This is a genomic window from Streptomyces sp. NBC_00083, from assembly GCF_026343295.1.
GTDB lineage: Bacteria > Actinomycetota > Actinomycetes > Streptomycetales > Streptomycetaceae > Streptomyces.
Genome location: NZ_JAPELY010000001.1, coordinates 919,601 through 937,531 on the forward strand (window position 1 = coordinate 919,601; position 17,931 = coordinate 937,531).

Genomic DNA, 17,931 nt, shown 5'->3' on the forward strand with positions numbered 1-17,931 from the left:
TCAGGGCCCATGCCCGAGGGCCACACCATCCACCGCCTGGCCGCCGACCACGACCTCGGGTTCGGCGGCCGGCCGCTGCGCGCGTCCAGCCCCCAGGGCAAGTTCTCGGACGGCGCGGCCCTGGTCGACGGCCAGGTCCTGGAAGGCGCCGAGGCCCACGGCAAGCACCTCTTCCTCGGCTTCGGGCCCTCGGGCTGGATCCACATCCACCTCGGCCTCTTCGGCAAGTACGGCTTCGGTGACGCCCCGGCCCCGCCGCCCACCGACACGGTGCGGCTGCGGCTGGTGAACGAGACCGCGTACGCCGATCTGCGCGGGCCCACGACGTGCGCGCTGATCACCGACGGCGAGAAGCAGGCGATACACGACCGGCTCGGCCCCGACCCGCTGCGGGCCGACGACACCGGCGAGAAGGCCTGGCAGCGGATCTCCCGCAGCCGCACCACCATCGCCGCCCTGCTCATGGACCAGAAGATCGTCGCGGGCGTCGGCAACGTCTACCGCGCCGAGGTCCTCTTCCGGCACGGCATCGACCCCTACCGGCCCGGCAAGGACCTGACCCGCGCCGCGTGGGACGCCATCTGGGACGACCTGGTGGAGCTGATGCGCGAGGGCGTCCGCCTCAACCGCATCGACACCGTCCGCCCCGAGCACACCCCCGAGGCGATGGGCCGCCCGCCGCGCGTGGACGACCACGGCGGCGAGGTGTACGTCTACCGACGGGCGCACCTGCCCTGCCACATCTGCGGCGACGAGATCCGCACCGCGGACCTCGCCGCCCGCAACCTGTTCTGGTGCCCCCGCTGTCAGAAGCCGTGAGGCAGCCACGGGGCGCTGTCGCTGCCGAACGCCGTCGAGGCCTCGGCCAGTGCCCCTGCGCGCAGCTCCCGCACCCGGCCCGCGCCGGCCAGTGAGGCGAGCGTGACCCCACCGAGGTAGGCGGCGCCCAACTCCCTTACGGACAGCGCCAGTTCGGCCGGGTCCTCGGTGCGTACGCAGGACGCGCCCTTCGCGTCGCCGGTCAGCCGCCAGCGGCCCGCGTTCCACGGACAGAACGCGTCCTCGACCTCGAAGACCACGTCGACGGGCGCCGCGTACGTCCGCGCCTCCAGCGCCGCGCCCACCTCCACCAGGCGCAGATGCAGGCGGTCCTGGAGCCGCATCCCGCACCGGCGGACATCGGAGACGAGGTGCTGGACCGGGTCGTCCACCGGACGGTCCTGCACCTTGACGACCTGGGTCAGGTCGATGCCGAACAGATAGCGCCACAGCGCCGCGGACGCCGCCGGATCCACCGCGTCCAGATCGCTCAGCGACACCGAGCCGTCCACGCCCGTCGCCCCCGACTTCATGGAGACCCGGTACCGCGCGTACCCCACGAGCTCCCCGTCCCGCTCGGCGAGGACGCACTGGAGCGGTGAGGCGCCGTCCCGGTAGGACTCCGGGTCGGCGGTGACGAACCGGTCCCAGCCGGGCTGCCGGGCCAGCATCCCCGGGCGGTGCGGCACCAGGCGCGCGTACAGCTCCTCGCACGCCGCGAGGGAGTCCTTCACCGTCACGTACCGCAGCCGTACGTCGTCGGTGCCCGGCGGCACGTCGAGCCGCACCCGCGCCGTGTCGATCTCCGCGGACAGCGCCATCGTGGCGATGCCATACCCGAACCGCCCGTAGATGGCCGGCTCCGAGGCGGTCAGGACGGCCAGCGGCATGCCCTGCTCCCGCAGGCCGTCGAGCTGGCGCCGCATCATCGACGTGAGGATGCCGCGGCGGCGGTGGGTGCCCAGCACTCCCACGCCGGTCACGCCCGCGGCCGGCACGACGGCGCCGCCGGGCACGCTCAGACGGAACGCGAACGTGCTGGTGGCCGCGACGCACCGCGCGCCGTCCCACCCCGCGATCGAGCGCCCGGGATCGATGAGCTCGCGCCACAGCTCCACCTCCTCGGGGGCGTCCGGAATGCCCCCGAAGGCGACCACGAGGGTGCCGTACCACTCGTCCCACTCGGCCGGATCCAGAGCGCGCAGTTCGATCGTCATATGCCATGACTAGCAGGGAGCACACCGCGCGGGCGAACGGATTTCCGGCGGCCCGTCCGGGTCCGGCGTCAGGGGCCACCTGCGCGCGGCGCCACCGGCTGGATAGGGTCCTCGGCAATGGCACGTGCGATGAGAGCGGACTCGTTCAGCGCCCGGTGGCGCAAGGCGCTGCACCGGGTCCGCACCGCGGTGCGCAGATCCGGCGTCGACTACTTCCGCGGCGACGGCTCCGACTGGATCGCCCTGGCCGGCCTGCTCCTCACCGTCCCGGCCATCACCTGCGCCACCCTGTTCGCCCCCGTGTGGTGCGCCCCCTCCGCGCTGGTCCTGCCGATCGTGGCGGGCGGCCTGCTGCTGCGCCCCGCCAACCTGCTCGGCCTGTACGCGGCGGCCGCGGCCGCCCTGATCGTGGAGTCGGTCCGGCTCGGCCCGTACACCGCGGGGCCCTCCCGGGTCACCCCGGGAATCGTCCTCGTGGTGGCGGCGTGCGGCCTCTTCGGGCTGCTCATCGCCCAGTTCAGGGCGCGGGTCGGGGTGCCCTGGCGGCGCGGCGGGACCATGCTCTTCGACCTGCGCGAACGCATCCGCGTCCAGAGCGCGCTGCCCCAGCTCCCCAAGGGCTGGCACCGCGAGATGGCGCTGCGGCCCGCGGGCGGCCAGTCCTTCTCCGGCGACTTCGTCGTCGCCGCGCGCACCGGCGGCGGTCGCACCCTGGAGGTCGTCCTCACCGACGTCTCCGGCAAGGGAATGGACGCGGGCTCGCGCGCCCTGCTGCTCTCCGGCGCCTTCGGCGGCCTCCTCGGCTCGCTGCCCCCGCACGCCTTCCTGCCCGCCGCCAACGGCTACCTGCTCCGCCAGGACTGGGACGAGGGCTTCGCCACCGCGATCCACCTCGTACTCGACCTCGACTCCGGCGACTACGAACTCCTCTCCGCAGGCCACCCCCCGGCGCTCCAGCTCCACGCCGGGTCCGGCCGCTGGCAGGAACAGGCCGCCGAGGGGCCCCTGCTCGGCGTGTACGACGGCGCGGAGTTCCACCCCTCCAAGGGCTCCCTCGCCCCCGGCGATGTCCTCATGCTCTTCACCGACGGACTCGTGGAGACCTCCGAACGCGACATCAGCGAAGGCATCGACCGGCTCACCGGCGAGGCCGACCGCTACGTCTCGACGGGCTTCGGCGGCGCGGCCTGGCACCTGATCGAGGCGGTGGCCAAGGACGTGAACGACGACCGCGCGCTGCTGCTGATCCGGCGCGACGCCTGACCGACGACGAGCGCCGGGGTGGGGGCGGCCGAGCCGGGGTGGGGGCAGCCCCACCCTTGATCCACCAGGTTCCGCCATGGCCCCCGCCCCGCCCCGATCCGTAGGTTCGAAGGGTCGGCGCGAGCGCGCCGGCCACGAACCAGCGGAAGGCAGGGGCCATGGCACTGCGACGGTCCAGGAACAGCCGGCGGGCGAACGCGGATGCGGCGCCCGGCCACGACTGGGCCGTCGAACTGCGCGGGGTACGCCGCCAGTACGGGCGCGGCGCCTCCGCCGTGCACGCCCTGCGCGGCATCGACCTCGCGCTGCCCCGCGGCAGCTTCACCGCAGTGATGGGCCCGTCCGGCTCCGGCAAGTCGACGTTTCTGCAGTGCGCGGCGGGGCTCGACCGGCCCACGGAGGGGTCGGTACGGCTCGGCGGCACGGAGATCACCGGCATGAGCGAGAACAAGCTCACCGAGCTGCGCCGCTCCCGCCTCGGCTTCGTCTTCCAGGCGTTCAACCTGCTGCCCTCCCTGACCGTCGAGCAGAACGTCCTCCTGCCGATGCGGCTCGCCGGTGACCGGCCCGACCGGCGGCGCGCGGCCCAGCTCCTCGCCCGGGTCGGCCTGGACGGCAAGGGCGCGCGGCGCCCCGGCGAACTCTCGGGCGGCCAGCAGCAGCGGGTCGCGATCGCGCGGGCGCTCGTCACCGAGCCGGACGTGATCTTCGCGGACGAGCCGACGGGGGCGCTCGACACGACCACGGCGGGGGAGGTGCTCGCGCTGCTCCGCGGGGCGGTGGACTCCCTCGGCGCGACGGTGGTGATGGTCACCCACGACCCGGTGGCGGCGGCCCATGCGGACCGGGTGCTGTTCCTGGCGGACGGGGCGGTGGTGGACGCGGTGCCGGGCGGGGCGGCGGGGCGGATCGCCGAGCGCATGGCCGCGCTGTCCCCGCGGGGCTCTTTGAGGGCGGCAGCTTAGCCGCACGCCGCGAGGCCGCCGCTCTGCGCGGTGCCCCGCGCCCCTGGGTGGGCACCCCCTTGGCAGGGCGCTCAGCCCCGGCCTCTTCAGCCGGTCCGGCGTTTGAGGACGAGCGCCTTTCGGGCGCGAACGGGGTCTGGGGCGGAGCCCCAGGGGTTTGGACCTCAGCCCGTTTCCTAACCCCCGGAGGGTTTCGGGAAGGGGCGGGGTGGGGCATCCCCCGGGGTCTGGGGCGGAGCCCCAGCAACCCCGGCCCGGCTTTCGTCTGCGGACCGTGCTGGGGCACCCGCGCAGTTCCCCGCGCCCCTAGTAGGGCACCCGGCGTCGACGCCCGCGACCCGCGCCCACCGCGGCGGAGCCGCGCAAAGACTGCAGCCCCGCGCCCCTAGTAGGGCACCCGGCGTCGACGCCCGCGACCCGCGCCCACCGCGGCGGAGCCGCGCAAAGACTGCAGCCCCGCGCCCCTAAATACGTAGGGCACCCGGCGTCGACGCCCGCGACCCGCGCCCACCGCGGCGGAGCCGCGCAAAGACTGCAGCCCCGCGCCCCTAAATACGTAGGGCACCCGGAGCCGCAGCCCGCGACCCGCGCCCACCGCGGCGGAGCCGCGCAAACGGCACAGCCCCGCGCCCCCAAAGACATGGGGCACCCGGCACCGAACGGCCCGGGGTGTGCCCCGAACCCCGTCCGTCCCATCACCCTCCGTAGGAGCCCCGTGTACGTCCCCAACGGCCTCGCCCGCGCAGCGATCCGGTTCAGGCCCTCCGCGTTCGGCGGGACCTTCGTCGCGCTGGCCATGGCCGCGATGATCGTCTCCGCCTGTGGGCTGCTGCTCGCGACCGGGATCACCGCATCCGTCCCGCCGCAGCGCTACGCCGGCGCCCCCGTCGTGGTCGCCGCCGATCAGAACCTGCGGTACACCATCGGGTCGGGTGAGGACCGGGACGACGAGGCGCTCGCCCTGCCCGACCGGGCCCGCGTCGACGGCTCCCTGGTCGCCCAGGTCGCCGCCGCACCCGGCGCCGCCGCGGCCATCGCCGATCTCGGCATCCCCGTGCGCACGGGCGAGGGACGCGCGCCCGTCACCGCGTACACCTGGGCCTCCACCGCCTTCACCGGCACCGAGCCCAGCTCCGGCGCCGCGCCCCGCCCCGGCGAGATCGTCACCGCGCGCGGCACCGTGGGGGAGCGGATCACCCTCGAAACCCCGGGCGGCACACGGGAGTTCAGGATCTCCGGCACCGCCGGCGCCCCCGGCACCGACGCCGTCTGGCTGAACGACGCCGACGCCCGCGCCCTGTCCGGCCACCCCGGCAGGATCGACGCGATCGCCGTGCTCCCGCGGCCCGGCACCTCCACCGACGCCCTGGCCGCCCAGGTACGGCACGCCCTCGCGGGGCGGGCACTCGTGCACACCGGCGACGACCGGGCCACCGTCGAGGACAGGAGCCTCGCCGAGGCGAAGGAGGGGCTCATCGGGATCGGCGGCTCGTTCGGCGGCGTCGCCACGATGGTCGCCGTGTTCACCGCCGCCGGCACCGTCGCGCTCTCCGTCGGCCAGCGCCGCCGCGAGTACGCCCTGCTGCGCGCCATCGGCGCCACCCCGCGGCAGATCCGCCGCACCATCGCCACCGAGGCCCTGCTCGTCGCGCCGCTCGCCGGGGTGCTCGGCTGTCTGCCCGGAGTCGCCCTCGCCACCTGGTGGTTCGGCCAGCTCCGCGACAAGGGCGCGATCCCGCCGGCCGTGGACCTCTCGATCACCCCGCTGCCCCTGCTCATCGCCGTCGCGGCCACCGTCCTGACCGCCCTGTGCGCCGGGGCCGCCGCGGCCCGCCGCCCCTCGAAGATCAAGCCGGGCCAGGCGCTCGCCGAGTCCGCGGCGGAACGGCTGCGCCCCGGCTGGATCCGTACGCCGCTCGGCGTCCTCGCCGCCATCGGCGGCTGCGCGTGTGCGGGGCTCGCCGCATCCGAGACCGGGGAGAACGCCGCCAACGCGGCGCTCGGCATCGTCATGCTCTTCATGGTCGCGGTCGGCCTGCTCGGACCGCTGATCGCCCGCGGCTGCGCCGCCCTCCTCGGGCTTCCGCTGCGCGCGGCGGGCGCCCCCGGCTCACTGGCCGCCGCCAACACCCGTACCAACGCCCGCAGGCTGGCCTCGGCGATCACTCCGATCGTGCTCGCCATGGCCTTCTCGTCCGTCCTCGTCTTCATGCACACCAGCGAGGACCGGGCCGTCGAGGATCAGCAGCGGGCCGGCATCATCGCGGACCAGGTCGTCACCGACCCGGCGGGCCTGCCCTTCGACGCGGTCGCCCGCGCCGCCGCCACCCCCGGTGTCAAGAAGGCCGTCGGCCTCACCCGCAGCTCCGTCCTCGTCCCGAAGGCCGGCTCCGGCGACACCCCGCAGGAGGTCTCCGCGCAGGGCGTCACCGGCACCGGCGCCGACCTCGCCGAGGTCCAGGACCTGGGCCTGCGCGCCGGATCCCTGACCGCGCTCGTCCCGGGCACGGTCGCCGTCGACACCGCCCTCGCCACCGCGGCACACGTACGCCCCGGAGACCGCCTCGCGCTCGTCCTGCCCGACGGCGCCAAGGCCGCCCCGAAGGTCGTGGCCACCTACGACCGCGGTCTCGGCCTCGCCCGAACGACCTTCCCCCAGGCCGACTTGACGACCCACCTGAGCGCCCCGAACCCCACCACCCTGCTCACCCGGGCCGCCCCCGCCGCCGCCGGCCCCCTCGCAGCCTTCGGCCGGGTCACCGACGCCGCCGGCTACGCCACCGCGCAGAGCACGGAACGCGAGGTCAACGCCTGGGCCAACACCGTCATGGCCGCGGTGCTCGGCGGCTTCGCGGCCGTCGCCGCCGTCAACACCCTGGTGATGACGGTCCTCGACCGCCGCCGCGAACTCGGCACCCTGCGCCTGATCGGCACCACCCGCCGCCAAGTCCTCGGCATGATCCGCTGGGAGGCGCTCCTGGTGGTCGCGGCCGGCGTCGTCATCGGCAGCGCCATCGCCCTGGCCACCCTCGTTCCCATGGTGAACGGCCTGACCGGCCGCGACCCCTACATACCGCCGCTCCTGTACGGCTCGTTCGCGGGCGCCGTCCTCGTCCTGGGCCTCGTCGCGACCTCCCTCCCGGCCAGGGCGGCGCTGAAATGAGCCCGGGGCCCGCCGTAGAGTCGCGGACATGTCCCACGCGAAGCCGATGATGACCCTCGCCGAGGTCGAGACCGCAGCTCGGGCCGCCCACGCGGGCCAGCGCGACAAGGCCGGCCGTCCCTACACCGAACACCTCGCCGCCGTGGCCGAGGGAGTCCGGGCCAGGGGCGGCTCCGAGGACCAGATCAAGGCGGCCTGGCTGCACGACGCGATCGAGGACGACGCGCTCTCCCTGCAGTGGCTGGAATCCGCCGAACTCCCCGCGCGCGTCAAGGAGTTGGTGCTCGCCATGACCAAACTCCCAGGCGAGCCACTGGAGTCGTACGCCCGGCGCATCCGTTCCACCGAGGGCGCCCTGCTCATCAAGGAGTCGGACCTCGCACACAACACCGACCCGGCCCGCCTCGCCGTCCTCGACGCGGCGACCCGGGCCCGCCTGACGGCCAAGTACGCCGAGGTGCGCCGCCTGCTGGGCCTCGCCGAGCCCGGGTAGGGTGCGGACCGGTTGGCCTGATTCGCCTGATCGTTGGCGTTGGCGATGCGTCACCGGGGAACAACCACAGGGGTGTTGGTGGCACGATAGTCACCGTGGGGGTGTGGGCGGCATGCTCCCGGGCCGGCAAGGCGGACCGACCAAGGGTGTGTGATCAGTTGTGGCCATCTCACTGTCAGTGGTGCTGTTGTTGGCGGTCGTCCTCGTGGTGCTGATCCGAGGCGGCTCCATGAAGGCCGGACCGGCCATCGTCGCCATACTGTTCGGCTTCTTCCTGGCCTCGACGGGCATGGCCCCCTCGATCCAGCACTTCCTCGACTCAATAGCTCAGTCGATCAACCAGATCAAGTTCTGACCGCGGCCCCGGCCCGGCCCGGCATACAGGAAGAGCCGGTCGCCGCGTGACGCGGCTACCGGCTCCGACCTGCTCATCAACTGCTTGTTCCCGCTTGGAGCGGGCGACGGGAATCGAACCCGCGTAACTAGTTTGGAAGACTAGCGCTCTACCATTGAGCTACGCCCGCAAGCACCGCGCCGCAGGTCATGGCGACCGCGACACGTAGAGCATCGTAGCGGGTCACCCCCCGCCCGCGCACACCGCGCCCCGACGCGGTCGCGCGTGCGGAGTCGGGGACCGCTCGGCCGGTGGCGCGAATGCCACGGGTGGCGTCGGCGACGGAGCGGCCGACGTGCTCGCCGCGGGCATGTACCCTACGTCTCGCACCGACGGGGTGTGGCGCAGCTTGGTAGCGCGTCCGCTTTGGGAGCGGAAGGCCGTGGGTTCAAATCCCGCCACCCCGACCACGTCACCGGCGTCGATCTCCACGTAGCAAGATCACATTGTGGGTGGCATCCCGCTTGCGGTTACTATGCAAGCTGCGTGCCCGTGTGTCTGATGAATCCGATGTACCGGGCCCCATCCGCTCCAGACCGTCGGTCTGCGGCAGAACCCCAAGAAGTCAGCCACAAGGAGACCGAACCGTGAAGAGCGCCGTGGAGACCCTGAACCCGACTCGGGTTCGGCTCACTGTCGAGGTGCCCTTCGAGGAGCTCAAGGACAGCCTCGACGCGGCGTACAAGAAGATCAACCAGCAGGTCACGGTCAAGGGCTTCCGTAAGGGCAAGATCCCGGCCCGAGTGATCGACCAGCGGTTCGGTCGTGGCGCCGTGCTCGAAGAGGCCGTCAATGACGCGCTTCCGAAGTTCTACACCGAGGCGATCAACGAGGCGGAGCTCAACCCGCTGGGTCAGCCCGAGGTCGACATCACCGAGCTGAAGGACGGCGAGACGCTGAACTTCACCGCGGAGGTCGACATCCGCCCGACCATCGAGATCCCGGACTACTCCGGCATCGAGGTCACCGTTGACGCCGTCGAGGTCAGCGACGAGGACGTCGAGAAGTCCGTGGAGCAGCTCCGCGAGCGCTTCGCCTCGACCTCCCCCGTCGAGCGTGCCGCCGAGGACGGCGACGTCGTCACGATCGACCTGCAGGCCAAGGTCGACGGCGAGGTCCTGGAGGACGGCGTGGCCGAGGGTGTCTCGTACACCATCGGTTCCGGCGAGCTCCTCGAAGGCATCGACGAGGCCGTGAAGGGCCTGGAGGCCGGTGGCGAGGCCACCTTCACCTCCGAGCTCAAGGGCGGCTCGGCCGAGGGCAAGGAGGCCGAGGTCACCGTCAAGGTCACCCAGGTCGCCGCCCGTGAACTGCCCGCCCTGGACGACGACTTCGCGCAGCTCGCGTCGGAGTTCGACACCCTGGACGAGCTCAAGGCCGACAGCCGCAAGCGCCTCGAGAACATGAAGCAGTACGACCAGGCCACCCAGGCCCAGGAGCGCGTCCTCGACGAGCTCCTGAAGCTGGCCGAGGTCCCGATCCCCGAGAAGCTCCTCGCGGACGAGATCCAGACCCGCAAGCACAACCTCGAGCACCACCAGCTCGGCCAGATGGGCATCGACCTCGCCAAGTACCTGGAGATCCAGGGCAAGACCGAGGAAGAGTTCACCGCCGAGACCGAGGAGCAGGCGGTCAAGGGCATCAAGACGCAGTTCATCCTGGACGAGCTCGTCAACAAGGAGAAGCTGAACGTCAACCAGGAGGAGCTCACCGAGCACCTCATGCGGCGTGCGCAGTCCTCCGGCATGAGCCCCGACCAGTTCGCCCAGGCCGTCGTCGAGGGTGGCCAGGTGCCGATGCTCGTCGGCGAGGTCGCCCGCGGCAAGGCGCTCGCCGTCGTCGTCGAGGCCGCCAAGGTGACCGACACCAACGGTGAGGTCGTCGACCTGGAGGACGACGCCGAGGACGAGACCGCCGAGACGGTCGCCGCCGACGCCGAGCCCGCCGAGGCCGAGGCCGCGGAGAAGACCGAGGCCTGAGCCTCGCCATGACCCGCCCAAGGGCCCGTACGCAGCCGCGTACGGGCCCTTGTCCGTAGCCGATTCCCCTTCAACCACCTTGCGCTCCGAGCGAACAGTTCGGGAACCGGGATGGCGTTGTCCCACCTGCGCGTTAGGGTCCATGAATACGAGGGTGGTGGAGTCTGGCGAGCCGGAGTCCGCGCCCCCGGAACGAAGACGCTGAGACGGCCGAAGCCGTCAGAGACGAGCAGGTGGATACGTGACGAATCTGATGCCTTACGCCGCCGGTGAGCCGTCCCTCGGTGGTGGCCTCGGTGACCAGGTCTACAGCCGACTGCTCAACGACCGCATCATCTTCCTCGGCCAGCAGGTCGACGACGAGATCGCCAACAAGATCACCGCCCAGATGCTCCTCCTGGCCGCTGCCGACCAGGACAAGGACATCTACCTCTACATCAACAGCCCCGGTGGCTCGGTGACGGCCGGCATGGCCGTCTACGACACCATGCAGTACATCCAGAACGACGTGGTCACCATCGGCATGGGCATGGCCGCCTCGATGGGCCAGTTCCTGCTGACCGGTGGCGCCGCGGGCAAGCGCTTCGCGCTCCCCAACACCGACATCCTGATGCACCAGGGCTCCGCCGGCATCGGCGGCACCGCCTCCGACATCAAGATCCAGGCCGAGTACCTGATCCGTACGAAGAAGCGCATGGCGGAGATCACTGCCGCGCACTCCGGCCAGACCGTCGAGACGATCATCCGCGACGGCGACCGCGACCGCTGGTACACGGCGGAGGAGGCCAAGGAGTACGGCCTCATCGACGAGATCATCTCCGCTGCCTCGGGCGTTCCGGGCGGCGGCGGCACCGGGGTCTGATCCCCCGACGCGCACCGCTACCCCTGCCCACTTGAACGCCACCAGGATGGTGAACACCCCCATGAGCAACTTCAACTCGGCCCCCGCGAACGGCCTCTACACCGGTCCGCAGGTCGACAACCGCTACATCGTCCCGCGCTTCGTCGAGCGCACCTCGCAGGGCGTGCGCGAGTACGACCCGTACGCGAAGCTCTTCGAGGAGCGCGTGATCTTCCTCGGCGTGCAGATCGACGACGCGTCCGCCAACGACGTGATGGCGCAGCTCCTGTGCCTGGAGTCGATGGACCCGGACCGCGACATCTCGATCTACATCAACAGCCCGGGTGGTTCCTTCACCGCCCTCACGGCGATCTACGACACGATGCAGTTCGTGAAGCCCGACATCCAGACGGTCTGCATGGGCCAGGCGGCCTCCGCCGCCGCCGTCCTGCTCGCCGCCGGCACGCCGGGCAAGCGCATGGCGCTGCCCAACGCGCGCGTCCTGATCCACCAGCCCTCGGGCGGCACCGGCCGTGAGCAGCTCTCCGACCTGGAGATCGCGGCCAACGAGATCCTCCGGATGCGTACGCAGCTGGAGGACATGCTGGCCAAGCACTCGACGACGCCGATCGAGAAGATCCGCGACGACATCGAGCGCGACAAGATCCTCACGGCCGAGGACGCGCTGTCCTACGGCCTGGTGGACCAGATCGTTTCCACCCGCAAGACGACGACCTCCGCGGCCGCCTGAGCCGCTTCGGCGACCTTGGCGCGGTCCACGCACAAGTGAACCGCGCCAAGGGGGGCCCGAACGAGGGGCTCGGCAAGGTACCGTCGGTAGGGGGTCTGGGGGCGTCCCCCCGGACAACGCAGTAGGCACCAGGAGGCGGCGCACATGGCGTCTCCCAGGCGAAGGGGAAGCACCTCGTGGCACGCATCGGTGACGGCGGCGACCTGCTCAAGTGCTCGTTCTGCGGAAAGAGCCAGAAGCAGGTGAAGAAGCTCATCGCAGGCCCCGGTGTGTACATCTGCGACGAGTGCATCGACCTCTGCAACGAGATCATCGAGGAGGAGCTCGCCGAGTCCTCCGAGGTGCGGTGGGAGGAACTCCCCAAGCCGCGCGAGATCTACGAGTTCCTCGAGGGGTACGTCGTCGGGCAGGAGCCCGCGAAGAAGGCCCTCTCGGTGGCGGTCTACAACCACTACAAGCGCGTACAGGCCGGCGAGAACGGCGGCGGCACGGGCCGCGACGACGCGATCGAGCTCGCGAAGTCCAACATCCTGCTCCTCGGCCCCACAGGCTCCGGCAAGACGCTGCTCGCGCAGACCCTGGCGCGCATGCTCAACGTGCCGTTCGCCATCGCCGACGCCACCGCGCTCACCGAGGCGGGCTACGTCGGCGAGGACGTCGAGAACATCCTGCTGAAGCTGATCCAGGCCGCGGACTACGACGTCAAGAAGGCCGAGACCGGGATCATCTACATCGACGAGATCGACAAGGTCGCCCGCAAGAGCGAGAACCCGTCGATCACCCGCGATGTGAGCGGCGAGGGCGTCCAGCAGGCCCTGCTGAAGATCCTGGAGGGCACCACCGCCTCCGTCCCGCCGCAGGGCGGACGCAAGCACCCGCACCAGGAGTTCATCCAGATCGACACGACGAACGTCCTGTTCATCGTGGGCGGTGCCTTCGCGGGCCTTGAGAAGATCATCGAGTCGCGGGCCGGCGCCAAGGGCATCGGCTTCGGCGCGACGATCCGCTCCAAGCGGGAGATCGAGGCGAGCGACCAGTTCCAGGAGGTCATGCCGGAGGACCTGGTGAAGTTCGGGATGATCCCCGAGTTCATCGGCCGGCTCCCCGTTCTGACCTCGGTCCACAACCTCGACCGCGAAGCGCTCCTGCAGATCCTGGTCGAGCCGCGCAACGCGCTCGTCAAGCAGTACCAGCGCCTGTTCGAACTCGACGGCGTGGAGCTGGACTTCGACCGCCCGGCCCTCGAAGCCATCGCCGACCAGGCCATCCTGCGCGGCACCGGAGCCCGTGGTCTGCGCGCGATCATGGAGGAAGTCCTCCAGTCGGTGATGTACGAGGTGCCGTCCCGCAAGGACGTCGCCCGGGTCGTCATCACCGCGGACGTGGTCCGCAACAACGTCAACCCGACGCTGGTCCCGCGCGAGCCGCGCATCGTGAAGAACGACGGGCGGCACGAGAAGAGCGCGTAGCGCCTCGGTTGGTCGTGCACGACAGAGGGCCCGCCCGGTCGACTTCCTTGACCGGGCGGGCCCTCTGATGCGCTCCGGGCGCTCCTAGGCCTTCTGGCGAGCCGTGTTGTAGAGCGTGGCGGTCTCCTTGGCCACGTCATCCATGGACGGGCCGCCACCGGTCAGGGCCTTGCCCATGTCCACCATGGTCACCACGCCGTACGTGCTGTAGTCGGCCCACACGCACGCGGGCACCAGGAACTCCTTCGGCGCCTTCGACGACCCGCTGGTGTCGGAGTTCTTGAACTTGAAGTTCTGGCACTTCATCAGCGCGCCCGAGAACCCGGCCGGCTTGAAGGCCTTGGCGTCGCCCACCGTCTGGATGCTGACGCTGGGGTCCTTGCTGTCCTTGATGTTCTGGAACGACGAGTCGACGACCTTCGCCGGGTCGTCGATCTGGCCCCAGACACCCTGGAAGTTGATGGCCTTGCCGGCCAGCGGGTTGCTCGTGTCGCTCAGCGCGTAGTTCGCGACGACCTGCTGCGGGTTCTTCACGCCGGCCGCCTCGGCCTTCGACTTCTCGTCAGCCGACAGCGGCGTCGACTTGTCGGCGCCGTTCTTCTTGAACTCGTCGACCGCCGCCGGCGGGACGATCTTGTAGCCCTTGGTGCTCGCCGACACGTCGCTGTTGCTCGCGCCGCCGCCCTTGGTGAGGAACCACACGCCGCCGCCTATCACCGCGACCGCCACGACGGCCGCCGTGATGATCAGGCCCGTCTTCTTCTTCGGGGCCGGGGGCACGGGCTGCATCGGGGCGCCGTACGGGGGCTGCTGGCCGTACGGGGGCTGCTGGGGCGGCTGGCCGTACGGGCCGGGCTGCTGCTGCGGGTAGCCGTAGGGCTGCTGCGGGGGCTGCTGGCCGTAGGGGCCCGGCTGCTGCGGCGGAACGCCCTGAGGGGCCTGCTGCGGGTAGCCGTAGCCGGGCTGCGGCTGACCGGGCTGGGGCTGGCCGGGCTGCCCGTAAGGCTGCTGCGGGGGCTGCTGGCCGTACGGGCCGGGCTGCTGGGGCTGGCCGCCGTACGGGCCCGGCTGGTTGTGACTCATTGCTGGGTTCCCCCTAGGAATGCTTATCCGATCCGGACATCCTCACCGAAGAGTCGCCGACGTGGTGCATCGGGGGGCTCACCGTTACCAAAGATTCCCGTTTCAGTACGGGCCGGTGACACCTCTAAACTGGCCCGGTGACCGAGAACACTCAGCAGCAGAATCCAGCGCCCACCACCGAACTGCCGACCCAGTACGCGCCGGCCGAGGTAGAGGGGAAGCTGTATGAGCGCTGGGTAGAGCGCGGGTACTTCGAGGTGGACGCGAAGAGCGAGAAGCCCGCGTACACCATCGTCATCCCCCCGCCGAACGTCACCGGCTCCCTCCACCTGGGCCACGCCTTCGAGCACACGCTGATCGACGCCCTGACCCGCCGTAAGCGCATGCAGGGCTTCGAGACGCTGTGGCAGCCCGGCATGGACCACGCGGGCATCGCCACGCAGAACGTCGTCGAGCGCGAGCTCGCCAAGGAAGGCAAGTCCCGGCACGACCTGGGCCGCGAGGACTTCGTCGAGCGGGTCTGGCAGTGGAAGGCCGAGTCCGGCGGTCAGATCGCCGGGCAGATGCGGCGCCTGGGCGAGGGCCTGGCGTGGAGCCGGGACCGGTTCACCATGGACGAGGGGCTCTCGCGCGCCGTCCAGACCGTCTTCAAGAAGATGTTCGACGACGGCCTGATCTACCGCGCCGAGCGCATCATCAACTGGTGCCCGCGCTGTCTGACGGCCATCTCGGACATCGAGGTCGACTACCAGGACGACGACGGCGAGCTCGTCTCCATGAAGTACGGCGAGGGTGACGACTCCATCGTCGTCGCCACGACTCGCGCGGAGACGATGCTCGGCGACACCGCCGTCGCCGTCCACCCCGATGACGAGCGCTACGCCCACCTCATCGGCAAGCAGATCAAGCTGCCGCTGACCGACCGTACGATCCCCGTCGTCGCGGACACGCACGTCGACCCGGAGTTCGGTACCGGCGCCGTCAAGGTGACCCCGGCGCACGACCCGAACGACTTCGCGATCGGCCAGCGCCACGACCTCGAATCCATCGAAGTCCTCGACGAGCGCGGTGTGATCACCGTGCACGGGCCCTTCGCGGGCCTGGACCGCTTCGAGGCGCGGTCGGCGATCGTCGCCGCGCTGCGGGCCGAGGGCCGGATCGTCGCCGAGAAGCGCCCCTACGTCCACTCGGTGGGCCACTGCTCGCGCTGCAAGACGACGCTGGAACCGCGCCTGTCGATGCAGTGGTGGGTCAAGGTCGAGACGCTCGCCAAGGCCGCCGGTGACGCGGTCCGTGACGGCCGGGTCGACATCCACCCGGCGGACATGTCGCAGCGCTACTTCGACTGGGTCGACAACCTCAACGACTGGTGCATCTCGCGCCAGCTGTGGTGGGGCCACCGGATCCCGGTCTGGCACGGCCCGGACGGCGAGCTGGTCTGCGTCGGTCCCGACGAGGAGCCGCCCACGGCTGAGGGCTGGACGCAGGACACCGACGTCCTCGACACGTGGTTCTCGTCCGGTCTGTGGCCGTTCTCCACGCTCGGCTGGCCCGAGCAGACGCCGGACCTGGAGAAGTTCTATCCGAACTCCGTCCTGGTCACCGGCTACGACCTGATGTTCTTCTGGGTCGCCCGGATGATGATGTTCGGTCTGTACGCGATGGACGGTCAGCCGCCGTTCCGCACGATCGCGTTCCACGGCATGGTCCGCGACGAGTTCGGCAAGAAGATGTCGAAGTCGTTCGGCAACACGGTCAACCCGCTGGACTGGATGGACAAGTACGGCTCCGACGCGCTGCGCTTCACCCTGGCACGCGGGGCCAACCCCGGCGTCGACGTGCCGATCGGCGAGGACTGGGTCCAGGCGTCCCGCAACTTCGCCAACAAGATCTGGAACGCCACGCGCTTCGCGCTGATGAACGGTGCGACCATCGAGGGCGAACTCCCGCCCGTGGAGCGGCTGTCGGCGACCGACCGCTGGATCCTGTCGCGGCTCAACAAGACCGTGGCCGAGGTCGACGCGTACTACGAGGACTACCAGTTCGCCAAGCTCAGCGAGGCGCTCTACCACTTCGCGTGGGACGAGGTCTTCGACTGGTACGTCGAGCTGTCGAAGACGACGTTCTTCGCGGGCGGCGAGCAGGCGAAGGTCTCGGGCCGGGTCCTCGGCGAGGTGCTCGACGTGATGCTGCGCGTCCTGCACCCGATCGTCCCGTTCGTCACCGACACCCTGTGGACGACGCTGACCGGCGGCGAGTCCCTCGTGATCGCGGACTGGCCCAAGGACAGTGGCTTCCGCGACGAGGCCGCCGAGCGCGAGATCGAACTCGTCCAGCAGGTCGTCACCGAGGTGCGCCGCTTCCGTTCCGACCAGGGTCTCCAGCCCGGCCAGAAGGTCCCGGCCGAGCTGACCCTGACCGGCACCGCGCTCGCCCCGCACGAGGCGGCCATCCGTCAGCTGCTGCGGCTCCAGCCGGCCGGCGAGGGCTTCCACGCCACCGCCTCGCTGCCGGTCGCGGGCGCCACGGTCGCGCTCGACCTGTCGGGCACCATCGACGTCGAGGCCGAGCGCAAGCGCCTCACCAAGGACCTCGGGGCGGCCGAGAAGGAGAAGGCGGACGCCAACAAGAAGCTCGGCAACGAGGCGTTCCTCGCGAAGGCCCCGGACAACGTGGTCGACAAGATCCGCGCCCGGCTCGCCAAGGCCGAGGCCGACATCGAGCGGATCGGCAACCAGATCGCGGGTCTGCCGCAGGGCTGACAGAGCGCGGCACAGAGCACGGCGAGGGCCCCCGGAGCATTCCGCTCCGGGGGCCCTTTCCGCGTACGTCGGCTCCGTACCGCCCCGTCGCTCAGAACAGCCGGTCGCCGAGCTCCGCCCACACCAGGGCCGCCACGACCGCGTAGATCGTCAGCGGCACCAGCCAGTGCGGCCGTACCCGGCGCACCCAGGAGCGGGGCCGGGCCGTGTGCCGGGTGACGTACCAGAACAGCGGGATCATCACCGCCCACACCAGCAGGCACCACGGGCACAGGGCCCCGATGACGTACAGGCACTGGCCGATCAGCCACACCGTGAGGGCGAAGCCCGCCGTGACGCCGGCCCGGATGCCGAGCCACAGCCACCGGGGGAACTCCGCGCCCGAGAGCAGCGCGAGCCCCAGCGCCGCGAGGGCGGCGAACGCGCCGATCCCGAGCAGCATGTTGGGGAAGCCGAGGAGGTTGCCCTGCCAGGTGTCCATCACGTCGCCGCAGCTGAGCACCGCGTTGATGTTGCAGCCGGGGGAGAAGGCCGGGTTCTCCAGGGTGTGGACGCGGTCGGCGGTCAGGACGGCCGATGCGAGGGTGCCGAGCAGCCCGCCGATCAGGAGGAGCAGGGCGGTGCCGCGCGCCGGGCGGCGGGAGGAGGGGGCGGGCATGGTTCCACGCTAGGGATCCGCCGGGCCGTCGGGGGAGGGCCGAAAGGACGGGAGGAGCGTGCGACATATCACTA

At 71.1% G+C, this 17,931-nt stretch carries 14 protein-coding genes and 2 tRNA genes; 12 read left to right on the forward strand and 4 right to left on the reverse strand.

From position 1 onward, the window contains the following. Positions 1-9: 9 nt before the first annotated feature. A complete protein-coding gene (locus OOJ98_RS03930) occupies positions 10-819 on the forward strand; it encodes an Fpg/Nei family DNA glycosylase (protein WP_267053203.1) in 810 nt (269 codons plus the stop codon). On the opposite strand, the gene OOJ98_RS03935 is transcribed toward OOJ98_RS03930, so the two are convergent. Continuing rightward, positions 807-2,036: a GNAT family N-acetyltransferase gene (locus OOJ98_RS03935; protein WP_267053204.1), complete on the reverse strand. Its 1,230-nt coding sequence runs from the start codon at positions 2,034-2,036 to the stop codon at positions 807-809. The two genes, OOJ98_RS03930 and OOJ98_RS03935, sit on opposite strands and share 13 nt — an antisense overlap. A gap of 117 nt (positions 2,037-2,153) precedes the next feature. On the opposite strand from OOJ98_RS03935, the gene OOJ98_RS03940 reads away from it, so the two are divergent. The 5 genes from OOJ98_RS03940 to OOJ98_RS03960 all read left to right on the forward strand — a co-directional run bounded on the left by OOJ98_RS03940 (position 2,154) and on the right by OOJ98_RS03960 (position 8,275). Beyond that, the gene (locus OOJ98_RS03940) at positions 2,154-3,299 is read left to right on the forward strand and encodes a PP2C family protein-serine/threonine phosphatase (protein ID WP_267053205.1); all 1,146 of its coding nucleotides are present in this window, start codon (positions 2,154-2,156) and stop codon (positions 3,297-3,299) included. 158 nt (positions 3,300-3,457) lie between these two features. Beyond that, positions 3,458-4,264, forward strand: coding sequence for an ABC transporter ATP-binding protein (locus OOJ98_RS03945; RefSeq protein ID WP_267053206.1), 807 nt, complete (start codon positions 3,458-3,460; stop codon positions 4,262-4,264). A gap of 715 nt (positions 4,265-4,979) precedes the next feature. Then, positions 4,980-7,427 carry an ABC transporter permease gene (locus OOJ98_RS03950; RefSeq protein ID WP_267053207.1) on the forward strand — a complete coding sequence of 816 codons (2,448 nt, stop codon included), beginning with the start codon at positions 4,980-4,982 and terminating at the stop codon, positions 7,425-7,427. A 28-nt stretch (positions 7,428-7,455) separates the two neighbouring features. Then, a complete protein-coding gene (locus tag OOJ98_RS03955) occupies positions 7,456-7,920 on the forward strand; it encodes an HD domain-containing protein (RefSeq protein ID WP_267053208.1) in 465 nt (154 codons plus the stop codon). A gap of 160 nt (positions 7,921-8,080) precedes the next feature. Next, positions 8,081-8,275: a hypothetical protein gene (locus OOJ98_RS03960; RefSeq protein WP_267053209.1), complete on the forward strand. Its 195-nt coding sequence runs from the start codon at positions 8,081-8,083 to the stop codon at positions 8,273-8,275. Positions 8,276-8,370: 95 nt separating this feature from the next. Here the strand turns inward: OOJ98_RS03960 and OOJ98_RS03965 are convergent. After that, positions 8,371-8,444, reverse strand: a tRNA-Gly gene (locus OOJ98_RS03965). Positions 8,445-8,647: 203 nt separating this feature from the next. Here OOJ98_RS03965 and OOJ98_RS03970 point away from each other — a divergent pair. The 5 genes from OOJ98_RS03970 to clpX all read left to right on the forward strand — a co-directional run bounded on the left by OOJ98_RS03970 (position 8,648) and on the right by clpX (position 13,354). Further along, positions 8,648-8,724: transfer RNA gene (locus OOJ98_RS03970), tRNA-Pro, on the forward strand. A gap of 177 nt (positions 8,725-8,901) precedes the next feature. Then, positions 8,902-10,293 (forward strand): trigger factor, encoded by a 1,392-nt coding sequence (gene tig, locus OOJ98_RS03975; protein ID WP_267053210.1) that lies wholly within the window; start codon positions 8,902-8,904, stop codon positions 10,291-10,293. 253 nt (positions 10,294-10,546) lie between these two features. Further along, positions 10,547-11,155, forward strand: a complete 609-nt coding sequence (locus tag OOJ98_RS03980) for an ATP-dependent Clp protease proteolytic subunit (protein WP_267055503.1) — start codon at positions 10,547-10,549, stop codon at positions 11,153-11,155. Positions 11,156-11,201: 46 nt separating this feature from the next. Next, positions 11,202-11,885: an ATP-dependent Clp protease proteolytic subunit gene (locus OOJ98_RS03985; RefSeq protein WP_323177905.1), complete on the forward strand. Its 684-nt coding sequence runs from the start codon at positions 11,202-11,204 to the stop codon at positions 11,883-11,885. A gap of 176 nt (positions 11,886-12,061) precedes the next feature. After that, complete coding sequence (clpX, locus tag OOJ98_RS03990) at positions 12,062-13,354, forward strand: ATP-dependent Clp protease ATP-binding subunit ClpX (protein WP_161254410.1); 1,293 nt, start codon at positions 12,062-12,064, stop codon at positions 13,352-13,354. Between the two features lie 84 nt (positions 13,355-13,438). On the opposite strand, the gene OOJ98_RS03995 is transcribed toward clpX, so the two are convergent. Continuing rightward, positions 13,439-14,437, reverse strand: coding sequence for a hypothetical protein (locus tag OOJ98_RS03995; RefSeq protein ID WP_267053212.1), 999 nt, complete (start codon positions 14,435-14,437; stop codon positions 13,439-13,441). Positions 14,438-14,574: 137 nt separating this feature from the next. Between OOJ98_RS03995 and OOJ98_RS04000 the strand changes: the two genes are divergently transcribed. After that, entirely contained in the window at positions 14,575-17,199 is a 2,625-nt protein-coding gene (locus OOJ98_RS04000; protein WP_267053213.1) for a valine--tRNA ligase, read from the forward strand. A 91-nt stretch (positions 17,200-17,290) separates the two neighbouring features. Here the strand turns inward: OOJ98_RS04000 and OOJ98_RS04005 are convergent, their stop codons facing one another. Next, positions 17,291-17,857, reverse strand: coding sequence for a vitamin K epoxide reductase family protein (locus tag OOJ98_RS04005; protein ID WP_267053214.1), 567 nt, complete (start codon positions 17,855-17,857; stop codon positions 17,291-17,293). Between the last annotated feature and the right edge of the window lie 74 nt (positions 17,858-17,931).

Coding starts and splice junctions, on each gene's coding strand:
- OOJ98_RS03930 (WP_267053203.1), top strand. CDS start 10: ATGCCCGAGGGCCACACCATCCACCGCCTGGCCGCCGACCACGACCTC.
- OOJ98_RS03935 (WP_267053204.1), bottom strand. CDS start 2,036: ATGACGATCGAACTGCGCGCTCTGGATCCGGCCGAGTGGGACGAGTGG.
- OOJ98_RS03940 (WP_267053205.1), top strand. CDS start 2,154: ATGGCACGTGCGATGAGAGCGGACTCGTTCAGCGCCCGGTGGCGCAAG.
- OOJ98_RS03945 (WP_267053206.1), top strand. CDS start 3,458: ATGGCACTGCGACGGTCCAGGAACAGCCGGCGGGCGAACGCGGATGCG.
- OOJ98_RS03955 (WP_267053208.1), top strand. CDS start 7,456: ATGTCCCACGCGAAGCCGATGATGACCCTCGCCGAGGTCGAGACCGCA.
- OOJ98_RS03980 (WP_267055503.1), top strand. CDS start 10,547: ATGCCTTACGCCGCCGGTGAGCCGTCCCTCGGTGGTGGCCTCGGTGAC.
- OOJ98_RS03985 (WP_323177905.1), top strand. CDS start 11,202: ATGGTGAACACCCCCATGAGCAACTTCAACTCGGCCCCCGCGAACGGC.
- OOJ98_RS03995 (WP_267053212.1), bottom strand. CDS start 14,437: ATGAGTCACAACCAGCCGGGCCCGTACGGCGGCCAGCCCCAGCAGCCC.
- OOJ98_RS04005 (WP_267053214.1), bottom strand. CDS start 17,857: ATGCCCGCCCCCTCCTCCCGCCGCCCGGCGCGCGGCACCGCCCTGCTC.